Raw genomic sequence first — 12,772 nt, forward strand, 5'->3', positions numbered from 1 at the left:
GCGCACGCCATGAATGTTCTTTCCTCCGTCGACGTCAACAAGAAGATGGAAGCTGCCGAGATCGTGGACGAGCTCTGGTACAAGGATGCCATCATCTATCAGCTCCACGTCAAGGCGTTCGCCGACAGCAACAATGACGGCATCGGCGACTTCACCGGGCTGACCGAGAAACTGCCCTATCTCCAGGAGCTTGGCGTCACTGCACTGTGGCTACTGCCGTTCTATCCCTCGCCCGGCCGTGACGACGGCTACGACATCGCGGACTACGGCGCGGTCAATCCCGATTTCGGGACGATGAAGGATTTCAAGCGTTTCATCCAGGAAGCGAAGCGGCGCGGCCTGCGGGTGATCACCGAGCTCGTCGTCAACCACACCTCCGACCAACACAAATGGTTCAAGCGCGCACGACGCAGCCATCCGGGCTCGAGCGCGCGGAACTGGTATGTCTGGAGCGACACCGACCAGAAGTACCAGGGCACGCGGATCATCTTCACGGACACGGAGAAATCCAACTGGACCTGGGACACCGAGGCAGGCGCCTTCTACTGGCATCGCTTCTTCTCGCATCAGCCGGATCTCAACTTCGACAATCCGCGCGTGGTCAGCGCCATCATCCAGGTGATGAAGCGCTGGCTCGATGCCGGCGTCGACGGCTTCCGGCTTGATGCCATTCCCTATCTCTGCGAGCGCGAGGGCACTTCGAACGAGAACCTTCCCGAGACGCATACGATCATCAAGCGTCTGCGCCATGAGCTGGACGCCTACTCCAAGGGCAAGCTGCTGCTGGCCGAGGCCAATCAATGGCCCGAGGACGTGCAGGAATATTTCGGCCGCGGCGACGAGTGCCACATGGCCTATCACTTCCCGCTGATGCCGCGCATCTACATGGCCATCGCGCAGGAGGACCGCTTCCCGATCACCGACATCCTGCGTCAGACGCCGGACATTCCCGCGAGCTGTCAATGGGCACTGTTCCTGCGCAACCATGACGAGCTGACGCTGGAAATGGTCACCGACGTCGAGCGCGACTATCTGTGGTCGACCTATGCCAACGATCCGCGCGCGCGCATCAATCTCGGCATCCGCCGGCGCCTGGCGCCGCTGATGGACAACGACCGGCGCAAGATCGAGCTGATGAACTCGCTGCTATTGTCCTTCCCCGGCACCCCGATCATCTATTACGGCGACGAGATCGGAATGGGCGACAACATCTATCTCGGCGACCGCAACGGCGTGCGCACGCCGATGCAGTGGAGCCCGGACCGCAATGGCGGCTTCTCGCGCTGCGATCCCGCACGCCTCTACGCGCCGCTGATCATGGATCCCGTCTACGGCTACGAGTCGGTCAATGTGGAAGCGCAGTCGCGCAGCCTGTCGTCACTGCTCAGCGCCACCAAGCGGCTGATCTCGGTGCGCAAGTCGACGCTCGCCTTCGGTCGCGGCACCATGACATTCATCCGCCCCGCCAACCGCGCAGTGCTCGCCTATGTCAGGCAGTATCGCGACGAGGTGATCCTCTGCGTCGCAAATCTTTCGCGCGCAGCCCAAGCGACCGAGCTCGACCTGTCACCGTGGAAGGACCGCATCCCGCAGGAAATGCTCGGCCGTACCCGCTTCCCGGCGATCGGCGAACTACCCTACATGATCACGCTCGGGCCTTACGGCTTCTACTGGTTCCAGCTCCTGGAGCGCGACAAATCCGAGGCGGTGGTGCCGCGCGCGGTGCCGGAATTCGAAACGCTGGTGGTACCGGTCAACTCGACCTGGGTCTCGCTGGCACGCGAACGCAGCGTGTTCGAGCGCGACGTCCTGCCGGGCTTTTTGTCGCGGACGCGGTGGTATCCGGAGCATAACCCCAAGCAGATCCGGCCTACGCTGACTTCGGCGGTGCCGTTCTGCGACATCGGTGACAACCGACCCTGGATCGCGTTCTTCGAGGCCACACAGCACGACACGTCTTCGCGTTACGTGCTGCCCATGCAGATCGAGTGGGTGCGCTTCGACCGCGAACGCTTCAACCCGAGGGCGCTCGCCGCCGTCCGCCAGGGCGCGCGCGAAGGCACACTGCTCGACGTGGCCACCGACCAGATCTTCATCGGCCTGTTCCTGCGCAACCTGTCGCAGAATCTGGTGGTGGAGGAGAACAATCTGCGGCTGGAGTTCAAGTCGACCAGCCTGTTCGCCGACTACACAGTCAAGGAACCCGAACGCATCCGTACGATCGAGCAGTCGAACAGCACCGCCCTCGTCGACAACCAGTATGTCGCCAAGATCTACCGCCAGCTCGAAAGCGGCATCAATCCCGAGATCGAGATCAACCGCTATCTGACCGAGGTCGCCCGCTTTGCCAACACGCCGGCACTGCTCGGCAGCGTCGAGCTGGTCGAAGGCGATCAGCGCAGCGCGCTCGGCGTCCTGCACGCCTATGTCGAGAACCAGGGCGACGGCTGGGCCGTGACCGCATCCCATCTCGACCGCTATATCGACGAGCAGCGTCTGCTGACGGCGAGCCAGATGTCCCACGACAGCCAGGAGCCTGCGTCCTACCTGCACCACCTGGTGCAGACCGGCCGGCGCCTCGCCGAGCTGCATATGGCGCTGGCTGACGCAAAGACCGGCGACCTTGCTCCCGAGCCGATCGACGCCATGCAGGTCAAGCACTGGATCTCCGATCTCAAGACCCGCGCCGACCGGCTTTGCGAGCTCCTGGCCGAGCATCGCGAGGCCCTCCGAGAGGCCGACCGCCCGCTGGTCGACCAGCTCGCGGCGGCGCGCGCGAACCTGTCCGACCGGCTGACGACGCTATTGCCATCGGACCTCAGCGGGTTGAACATCCGTCATCATGGCGACTTCCGCCTCGGGCAAACTCTGATCGTGAAGGACGATATCTTCATCATCGACTTCGATGGCAATCCGTACCTGCCGCTGGCCGACCGGCGGCGCAAGGCGCCAGCCGCGCGCGACGTCGCCGGCCTGATCCGCTCGATCGAGCTTGCCGCAACCGCAGCCCTCCACCGCGCGCTCGCCGGGGCGCACGACGAGCAGGGCCGGCTTGCAGCCGCGCTCGGCGAATGGCGCGAGCGCGCGACAGCCACATTCCTGACCGCCTATCGGGAAGGCATGACAAACCGGCAGCTCTGGCCAAATGATCCGCAATCGGCGGACAGCCTGTTAAGGTTTTTCATACTTGATCACGCATTCGATGAGGTGGAGCATGAGCTGTCGCACCGGCCGGAGGGGCTCAACACACCTCTGACGGGGCTGCTTCGCATTCTGTCCAATCCCGAGAGCGAAGCACATGCCTAAACTGCCCGCCGAAGCCTACGCGATCATCGAGGGCCGCCACTCCGACCCCTTCCACTATCTTGGACTGCACCCCGAAGGCGACAGAAGCGTGGTGCGCGCCTTCCTGCCCGAGGCCTCCAATGTCGAGGCGATCGGCGAGCACGGCGAGGTGGCAAAGCTCGACCGCGTTCACGACGCCGGCCTGTTCGTCGGTGCCCTCCCGAACGGCTCCAGGCATTATCAATTGCGCGCGAAGTTCGGCGACAGCGTCGTCGAGTTCGAGGACGCCTATCGCTTCCCGCCGATCCTGACCGACTTCGACCTCTACCTGCTCGGCGAAGGCACCCATCAGCGCCTCTACGACAAGCTCGGCGCGCATCCGATGACGCTCGACGGCGTTGACGGCATCGGCTTCGTGGTGCTGGCCCCGAATGCGCGGCGCGTCAGCGTGGTCGGCGATTTCAATTTCTGGGACGCGCGGCGTCATCCCATGCGGGTGCGCGGCATCGGCTATTGGGAATTGTTCATTCCGCACGCCAAGCCGGGAGATCACTACAAGTTCGACATCGTCGGACCGCACGGCCACCAACTCCCGCTGAAATCCGATCCGCTGGCGTTCGCCACCGAGGTCCGGCCAAAGACGGCTTCCATCGTCTTCGACGAGGCGCATCTGCCGCGGCCGCGCCCGGCGCCCGACGGCATCAACGCGCTGTCGGCGCCGATGTCGATCTACGAGGTCCATCTCGGCTCCTGGCGGCGCAAGAACGGCAATGAATGGCTGACCTATCGCGAGCTGGCCGAACAGTTGCCGGCCTATGTCCGCGACATGGGCTTCACGCATGTCGAATTCCTCCCCGTGAGCGAGCATCCCTTCGACGGCTCCTGGGGCTACCAGCCAACCGGCCTCTATGCACCGACCAGCCGGTTCGGCTCCCCGGACGACTTTGCCGCCCTCGTCGATGCCTGCCATCGCGAAGGCATCGCCGTGCTGCTCGACTGGGTGCCCGGCCACTTCCCCGACGATCCGCACGGGCTCGGCCATTTCGACGGCACCTCGCTCTACGAGCATGCCAATCCGCTTCAGGGCCGGCATCTCGACTGGGGCACGCTGATCTACAATTACGGCCGCACTGAAGTGATGAACTTCCTGGTGTCGAACGCGCTGTTCTGGCTGGAGCGCTACGCCATCGACGGCCTGCGCGTCGATGCGGTCGCCTCCATGCTCTACCTCGACTACAGCCGGCCGCCGGGCGCCTGGATTCCGAACCAGTATGGCGGGCGGGAAAACATAGAGGCGATCGCGTTCCTGCGCCGCTTCAACACCGAAGTGTTCGCCCGTTTCCCGCAGGCGACCACGGCGGCGGAGGAATCGACCGCATGGCCACAGGTCTCGCGCCCGGTCGAATTCGGCGGGCTCGGCTTCGGCTACAAGTGGAACATGGGCTGGATGCACGACACGCTGAACTACATCAGCAAGGACCCGATCTACCGCAAGCATCATCACGGCGAGATCCTGTTCGGCCTGCACTATGCCTTCTCGGAGAACTTCATCCTGCCGCTGTCGCATGACGAGGTGGTGCACGGCAAGCGTTCGATCCTCGGCCGGATGCCCGGCGACGAGTGGCAGCGCTTTGCCAATCTGCGCACCTATTACAGCTTCATGTTCGGCCATCCCGGCAAGAAGCTCTTGTTCATGGGCGCGGAGATCGCACAAGGCAACGAATGGAATCACGACCAGTCGCTCGACTGGCATCTGCTCGAATACAAGAACCATTCCGGCATCCAGGCGCTGATCCGCGATCTCAACCGGCTCTATCGCGCGGTGCCGGCGCTGCACCAGATGGATTGCGACCAGGCCGGCTTCGAATGGCTGATCACCGACGATGCCAACCGCAACACCTTCGCCTGGATGCGCAAGGGATTCGACGAACACTCGCGCTGTCTCGTGATCGTCAACTTCTCACCCAATGTCTATCGCAACTATCGCGTTCGCGTGCCGTTTGCCGGCAAGTGGAAAGAGGTGTTCAATTCGGACTCCGCCCATTACGGCGGCAGCAATGTCGGGAACGTCGGCGAGGTGCTCGCCGTTGACGGCAAGACGCCCGAGCTTCGCCTCACCATTCCGCCCCTGGCCGCGATCTTCCTCGTTCCGGAAAGCTGACCCATGCGCCTGACCGCCGGATCGTCCGCACGCCTCGGTGCAAGCTGGGACGGACGCGGCACCAATTTCGCGCTGTTCTCCGCCAACGCGCAGAAGGTCGAGCTGTGCCTGTTTGACAGCCAGGGCCGCCGCGAGCTCGAGCGCATCGAATTGCCAGAACGCACCGAGGACGTCTGGCACGGCTATCTCAATGACGTTTCGCCGGGCCAGCTCTACGGCTATCGCGTGCACGGACCCTACGAGCCCGAGCACGGCCACCGCTTCAACGCCAACAAGCTGCTGCTCGACCCCTATGCCAAGCGGCTCGCCGGACGCCTGGTCTGGAGCGACGCGCATTTCGCCTACCGCACCGGCAGCCCGCGCTGGGACCTGTCCTTCGACCGCCGCGACAACGCGCGCGGCATGCCCAAGGCGGTCGTAGTCGACGAGACCTTTAACTGGGGCCGTCGCGAGAGCAGGCCTCACATCGCCTGGGAAGACACCGTCATCTACGAGGCTCACGTCAAAGGCCTGACGCAGAAGCGCGACGACGTGCCGCCGAACCTGCGCGGTACCTATGGCGGCCTGTCGTCGCCCGCGATGATCGAGCACTTGAAGCGGCTCGGCGTCACCACGGTCGAGTTGCTGCCGATCCACAGCTTCGTCGACGATCGTATCCTGGTGGAGAAGAAGCTCGCCAATTACTGGGGCTACAACACGCTGTCCTTCTTCGCGCCCGAGTCCCGCTACGCCCAGGACAATGCGCTCGACTCCTTCCGCACCACGGTCGCGCGCCTGCACGATGCCGGCATCGAGGTGATGCTCGACGTCGTCTACAATCACACCGCGGAAGGCAATCATCTGGGGCCGACGCTGTGCTACCGCGGCATCGACAACGCCTCCTATTACTGGCTGAACCGCGAGAATCCGCGCTACTACGACGACTTCACCGGCTGCGGCTCGTCGGTGAACATCACCCATCCGCGCGTACTTCAGATGGTGATGGATTCGCTGCGCTACTGGGTCGAGGTCTGCCATGTCGACGGCTTCCGCTTCGACCTCGCCACCACGCTGGCGCGCGGCCCGAACGGCTATGATCGCGGCAGCTCGTTCCTGACCGCCATCCGGCAGGATCCGGTGCTAGCCACCGTCAAGCTCGTGGCCGAGCCCTGGGACCTCGGGCTCGGCGGCTACCAGGTCGGTGCATTCCCCTCGCAATGGTCGGAGTGGAACGACCGCTATCGCAGCGCCATGCGCCGCTACTGGAGTGGTGAAGGCAGCCTGATCGGCGACATCTCCAGCCGCATGACGGCGTCCTCCGACCTGTTCAACCACGACGGACGGCGGCTGCGCGCCAGCATCAATCACATCACTGTCCACGACGGCTTCACGCTCGCCGACCTCTTCAGCTACAATGAGAAGCACAACGAGGCCAATGGCGAGGACAATCGCGACGGCTCCAACGACAACCACAGCAACAATTGCGGTGTTGAAGGCCCGACTGACGATCCCAATATCCTCGGTCTGCGCCGCCAGCTCCGCAAGAACGTGCTGGCCTGCCTGATGTTGGCGCAGGGCGTGCCGCTGATCCTCGCCGGCGACGAGGTCGGCAACTCGCAATCCGGTAACAACAACGCCTATTGCCAGGACAACGAGATCGGCTGGATCGGCTGGGACAATCTCGGCAAGGAAGGCGAGGACATGGTCGATTTCGTCGCCCATCTTGCCGAAATCCGCCGGCGCTTCTCGCAGCTCCGCAGCCACCGCTGGCTCGATGGCCGTCCCACGGAGGGCTCATCCTATGGGGTCTTGTGGCTCACCCCGGCCGGCGAGGAGATGAAGGAGAGCGACTGGAATTTCCCCGAAGGGCGCTTCCTCTCTTATGTGATGGGGCCGATGGAACCGGGCGGGCCTGCGATCTTTATTGTCCTGAACGCCGCGCCCGAAGAGATCGCATTCAAGTTGCCCAAGATGACCGAACACAAGAGCTGGCAGCAGATCCTGAACACGACTGAGGCCAAGCTGAACACGATCGAATTCCAGCCCGGAAGCGACAGTAAGGCGCCGCCGCGCTCCGTGGTCGCCTTCGCGGGCGCGCTATGAGGCCCTCCTTCGGTGCAAGATCGACCAAAGACGGCGTGTCGTTCCGGCTCTGGGCGCCCGCCGCCAGACGCGTCGACCTCCTGCTCGACCGCCGACATGCCATGCGCCGGCGCGACGACGGCTGGTACGTGGCCGAGGTCCACGGCCTGACGGCCGGCAGCCGCTACAAATTCAGGATCGACGACGAGATCGACGTGCCCGATCCGGCCTCGGCCTTCCAGCCCGAGGACGTGTTCGGCCCGAGTGAGGTGATCGATCACGCAAGCTTCGCCTGGCGCGCAGATGCTTGGCGCGGCCGCCCTTGGGAAGAGACGGTCCTGATCGAGACCCATGTCGGCACCTTCACGCCGCGAGGCACTTACCGTGCCATGATCGACAAGCTCGATCATCTGGCCGGCACCGGCGTCACCGCGCTGGAGTTGATGCCGCTGGCCGATTTCGCCGGCCGCCGGGGCTGGGGCTACGACGGCGTGCTCTGGTACGCGCCCGACAGCGCCTACGGCCGCCCCGAAGACCTGAAGACGCTGATCGACGAGGCGCATCTGCGCGGCCTCATGGTGTTTCTCGATGTCGTCTATAATCACTTCGGCCCCGAGGGAAATTACCTCAGCCGCTACGCGCCGACCTTCTTCACGGACGCGCACACGCCCTGGGGCAGCACGATCGACTATCGCGTGCCGCAGGTGCGGGCCTTCGCGGTCGAGAATGCGCTCGCCTGGCTCAGCGACTACCGTTTCGACGGCCTGAGGCTGGACGCCGCCAACCACATCATGGCGCTTCCCGGCGAGTCGTCGATGCTGCACGATCTCAGCGTCGCCACCGGCGAGCTCGCCAAGGCGACGGGGCGGCACATCCATCTCGTGCTGGAGAACGGCGACAACCGCGCGAGCCTGCTCGACGCCGCGCAGGAGCCGCCCAACGGCAAGTATCGCGCGCAGTGGAACGACGACTATCACCACGTCTGGCATGTGATGTTGACGGGGGAGCTCGCCGGCTACTACGCCGACTATCAGACGCCGCGCCTCGATCTTGCGCGCGCGCTGGCCTCGGGCTTCGTCTATCAGGGCGAGATCTCCGAATTCTGGGGCAACAAGCCGCGCGGCGAGCCGAGCGGCGCGCTGCCGCCGGCGACCTTCGTCAATTTCCTCCAGAACCATGACCAGATCGGCAACCGCCCGCTCGGCGACCGGCTCGAGAGCCTGGCATCGCCGCAAAAGGTCGAGGCCGCGCTCGCCGTCACGCTTCTCGCTCCCATGATACCAATGCTGTTCATGGGCGAGGAATGGGGCTCGACGGTGCCCTTCCCGTTCTTCTGCGATTTCCAGGGCGGGCTTGCAGATGCCGTGCGCAAGGGACGTCGGCAGGAATATGCCTGGGCTTACGAAAAATATGGCGACGAGGTCCCAGACCCGCTCGACCCAGCAACGCCGCAATCGGCCGTGCTCGACTGGACGTCGCGCACGCCCGAGCAGCAGGCACGACTGGCTCTGGTGCGGGAGCTGCTCGCGCTTCGCCGCAGGGAGATCGCACCACGGCTGAAGGGCGCGGTCTTCGGCAACGCCGAGACCACCGACAATGGTCTTTTGACCGCACATTGGCGCATGGGGGACGGCGCGATGCTGCGCCTCACCGCCAATCTCTCGGACCACGAGATCACGCATTCCAGCGAGAGCGCAGGCACACCGATCTGGGGCAGTGCAGCCGGCGACCGCCTCCCGCCCTGGGCAGTGCACTGGCGTCTCGGAGGTTAGCATGCCTCCCGCTAGCCCCCTTGCCACCTATCGGCTTCAGCTCACCGCAGATTTCGATTTCGACAAGGCCGCCGAGGTTGTCCCTTACCTCAAAGCGCTCGGCGTCACGCATCTCTACGCCTCACCGGTGATGAAGGCCCGCAAGGGCTCGACCCACGGCTACGACATCGTCGATCACAGCCAGCTCAATCCCGAGCTCGGCGGCGAGGCCGGCTTTGCGCGGCTGAGTGAGACGCTGGTAAAGCATGATCTCGGCCTGATCATCGATTTCGTACCCAACCATGTCGGCGTGCATTTTGCCGACAATCCCTGGTGGCTGGACGTGCTGGAATGGGGACAGGCTTCGCCGCATGCGGTCTCGTTTGACATCGACTGGGACCAGTTGCCCTACCGCGCCCGCGGCGGCGTGCTGCTGCCGATCCTCGGCGTGTCCTACGGCGAAGCGCTCGAGCGCGGCGAAATCGAATTGCGCTACGATCCCAACGAAGGCAGCTTCTCGGCCTGGTATTACGAGCATCGCCTGCCGATCGCGCCGGAGCGCTATGGCGAAGTGCTGCGGATGGTCGTGAAGGAGGCAGACGCCGCCGAAACAGACGCCGGCAAGCGCCTGCTCGCGCTCGCCACCCGCTACACGGGGCTGCGCCGCCCCAACCGCAAGGAAGCGCCTGCGTTCAAGGTCGAGCTCAAGGAGAACGCTGATGGCGCAGACATCATCGTACGCGGCCTTGGCGCCTATCGCGCCGCCAAGGATCGCCCGGCGCCGACACTGGCGCTGCACCATCTGCTCGAACGCCAGCACTACAAGCTCGGCCACTGGCGGCTCGCCTCCAGCGACATCAACTATCGCCGCTTCTTCGACATCAACGGGCTCGCCGGCCTGCGGGTCGAAGATCCCGGCACGTTCGCGGCCACGCACCGGCTGGTAAAGCAACTCGTTGCGGACGGCAAATTGCAGGGCTTGCGCCTCGACCACATCGACGGCCTGCGCGATCCCGCGCAATATTGCCAACGGCTGCGCCGGCTTGTGCGCGACGCGCAAGGCACCACAAAGCCGTTCTACACCGTGATCGAGAAGATCCTGTGCGAGCACGAACGCCTGCCGCGCTTTGCCGGGATACAGGGCACCACCGGCTATGAGTGGATGAACGTCATCATCCAGGTGCTGGTCGACGCCAGGGGACTGGAGGCACTGAACGAGACCTGGCGGCAGGTCAGCAACCGCGCGCCGCGGCTTGCGCCTTACGTCAAGGAGGCCAAGCGACGGGTGCTGGAGACGCTGTTGACCAGCGAATTCACCGTGCTGACGCGGCTGCTCGCGCGCATCGCCAACGGGCATTACTCGACCCGCGACTTCTCCGAGGACAGCCTGCGGCAGGCGCTCGAGCTCTATGTGCTGCATTTTCCGGTCTACCGCACCTATCTCACGACGGGCGCACCGAGCGCGCATGATCGCAAGCTGATAGACGAGACCATCGAAAGCGCGCGGGCGGAGTGGTTCGCCGCGGACGACGGCATTTTCGACTTCCTGCGCGACGCCCTCACCATGGACCTGCTGAGGCCGGACCGGCCGCGGCACAGCACCCCGCGCGTGCGCCGCTTTGCGCTGAAGGTGCAGCAATTCACCGGACCGATGATGGCGAAGTCGCTCGAAGACACCGCCTTCTACCAATTCCACCGGTTGCTCGCGCTCAACGAGGTCGGCGGCGATCCCGCGAGCAACGGGCTTGCGCTCCCCGCCTTCCATCAGACCATGCAGGCCCGCGCCAGGGAATGGCCGCACGGCCTAACCGCAACCGCAACGCATGACACCAAGCGCGGCGAGGACGCCCGCGCTCGGATTGCCGCGCTCAGCGAAATCCCCGGCGAATGGACCAGCGCGGTGGCGCGCTGGAAGGTCATGAACGCGCCGCACCTTGCCCTCCGCGGCAACATGCGCGCGCCTTCGGCGACGTTCGAATACATGCTCTACCAGACCCTGCTGGGGGCCTGGCCGCTGCAGGGGCCTGGCGCCGACTTCACCGAGCGCATCCAGGCCTATGCGCTCAAGGCTGCGCGCGAAGGCAAGGAGGAGACGAGCTGGCTCAACCCGCACGAGGCCTATGAGCAGGGTGTGCGCAGCTTCGTCGAAAAGATCCTCGATCCCGCACAGTCCGGCGAGTTCCTGGACACGCTGCAAACCCTGGCGCGGCGCGTGGCACTGCTCGGCGCGTTGAATTCCCTCAGCCAGATCACGCTCAAGGCGACGCTGCCGGGCGTTCCGGATCTCTATCAGGGCACCGAATTGTGGGACCTGTCGCTGGTCGATCCCGACAACCGCCGTCCCGTGGACTTTGCCAGCCGACATGCGGCCCTGGCGTCACTCGAGGCTCCGGACTGGAGCCACCTGATCAAGACCTGGCCGGACGGCCAGCTCAAGCTCGCCTGGACGCGGCATCTGCTCAGGCTGCGCACTGAGCTCGCCGACGTCTTCGGCCATGGCGACTACCGGCCGCTGGAGGTCCGCGGCGCGCATGCGGATCATGTCATCGCCTTCGCCCGCCGGCGCGGACGCGCAGCGGTGATCACTGTGGTCGGACGTCTGTTTGCACCCTTCACCCAGGTGGGACGCGAATGGCCTGCGTTCGAAGGCCTCGACGCGACCGTCGACATGACCGGCTACACCGCACCTCACCTCACCGGCAACCAACTGCCGATCGCGCAGGCCTTCCGCGATTTTCCCGCAGCAGTGATCGGGGCGCGCACCGCCAGCATCGCGAAGCCGGCCCGGCAGCGCGTCCTCGCCTGAACTCTATCTTTTGTCGTCCTTGGTCAACAGCAATTGTCCGCGCTTGCGGATGGTGGCCTGCGCCATCTCGGCGAAGCGCTGCAACAGCCATGGCAGCACCACCTCGACCCGGACATGATCGTCGGCAACGTCGATCTGGCCGCTCGCGATCTGCCCAAGCGCGCGAACGCGGAAGTTCATGCTGTCCCCGCTCCAGCGCTCTTCTTCGACCTGCATCACGGGAATGCTGGCCGCCGCACGACCGAGTCCGGATTTGAGCCGGCGCACCGCCTCCTCGCGGCCGAGACGGTGCGGAATTGAAACGACAAACGGTGCTGACATGGTCCGCCCCGCGCTGAATGATCCTCACGTAGTCATGCCGACCGAAACGGCAAAGGTTCCAAGGAAATCGGCTCTGCGATCGCGTTTCACAACCGGAACGAACAAACTTGCGGCAAGTTGCCCCCAGCGGAGGACAAGTGCAAGCGACCCTTTTTGACCAAGGGCTGGAGGAGATTTGGCATGACGATCGGTACGATCATTCTGATCATTTTGATCATCGCCCTGCTCGGCGGCTTCAGCGGCATCGGCGGCGGCCCGTTCTACGGCACCGGCTATTACGGCGGCGGCGGCCTTGGGCTTATCATCGTCATCCTGCTGATACTGCTTTTGCTGGGACGAATCTAGCCGCACACATGATCTCGTAGGGTGGGTTACGCTTCGCTAACC

Annotated in this window: 7 protein-coding genes; 6 read left to right on the top strand and 1 reads right to left on the bottom strand. The window is 64.5% G+C overall.

Going from position 1 to position 12,772, the window contains the following annotated elements; genetic code table 11:
• Positions 1–9: 9 nt before the first annotated feature.
• Genes treS through treY form a run of 5 tightly spaced genes read left to right on the top strand, consistent with a single transcriptional unit; the run spans position 10 to position 12,064 of the window.
• Entirely contained in the window at positions 10–3,306 is a 3,297-nt protein-coding gene (treS, locus tag MTR72_RS01550; RefSeq protein ID WP_280965965.1) for a maltose alpha-D-glucosyltransferase, read from the top strand.
• On the top strand, positions 3,299–5,446 hold the full coding sequence (glgB, locus tag MTR72_RS01555; protein ID WP_280965966.1) for a 1,4-alpha-glucan branching protein GlgB: 2,148 nt from the start codon (positions 3,299–3,301) through the stop codon (positions 5,444–5,446). The genes treS and glgB overlap by 8 nt, the downstream gene beginning before the upstream one ends.
• Positions 5,447–5,449: 3 nt before the next feature.
• Positions 5,450–7,528 (top strand): glycogen debranching protein GlgX, encoded by a 2,079-nt coding sequence (gene glgX / locus MTR72_RS01560; RefSeq protein ID WP_280965967.1) that lies wholly within the window; start codon positions 5,450–5,452, stop codon positions 7,526–7,528.
• Complete coding sequence (gene treZ / locus MTR72_RS01565; RefSeq protein ID WP_341510019.1) at positions 7,525–9,279, top strand: malto-oligosyltrehalose trehalohydrolase; 1,755 nt, start codon at positions 7,525–7,527, stop codon at positions 9,277–9,279. Before glgX ends, treZ begins: the two co-directional genes overlap by 4 nt.
• A 1-nt stretch (position 9,280) precedes the next feature.
• Positions 9,281–12,064: a malto-oligosyltrehalose synthase gene (treY, locus tag MTR72_RS01570; RefSeq protein WP_280965969.1), complete on the top strand. Its 2,784-nt coding sequence runs from the start codon at positions 9,281–9,283 to the stop codon at positions 12,062–12,064.
• A 3-nt stretch (positions 12,065–12,067) separates the two neighbouring features.
• Here the strand turns inward: treY and MTR72_RS01575 are convergent, their stop codons facing one another.
• Positions 12,068–12,385 carry a polyhydroxyalkanoic acid system family protein gene (locus MTR72_RS01575; protein WP_280965970.1) on the bottom strand — a complete coding sequence of 106 codons (318 nt, stop codon included), beginning with the start codon at positions 12,383–12,385 and terminating at the stop codon, positions 12,068–12,070.
• A gap of 180 nt (positions 12,386–12,565) precedes the next feature.
• Here MTR72_RS01575 and MTR72_RS01580 point away from each other — a divergent pair, with 180 nt between their 5' ends.
• Complete coding sequence (locus MTR72_RS01580; protein ID WP_280965971.1) at positions 12,566–12,730, top strand: DUF3309 family protein; 165 nt, start codon at positions 12,566–12,568, stop codon at positions 12,728–12,730.
• Positions 12,731–12,772 lie beyond the last annotated feature (42 nt).

The organism is Bradyrhizobium sp. ISRA442, assembly GCF_038085055.1.
Classification (GTDB): domain Bacteria; phylum Pseudomonadota; class Alphaproteobacteria; order Rhizobiales; family Xanthobacteraceae; genus Bradyrhizobium.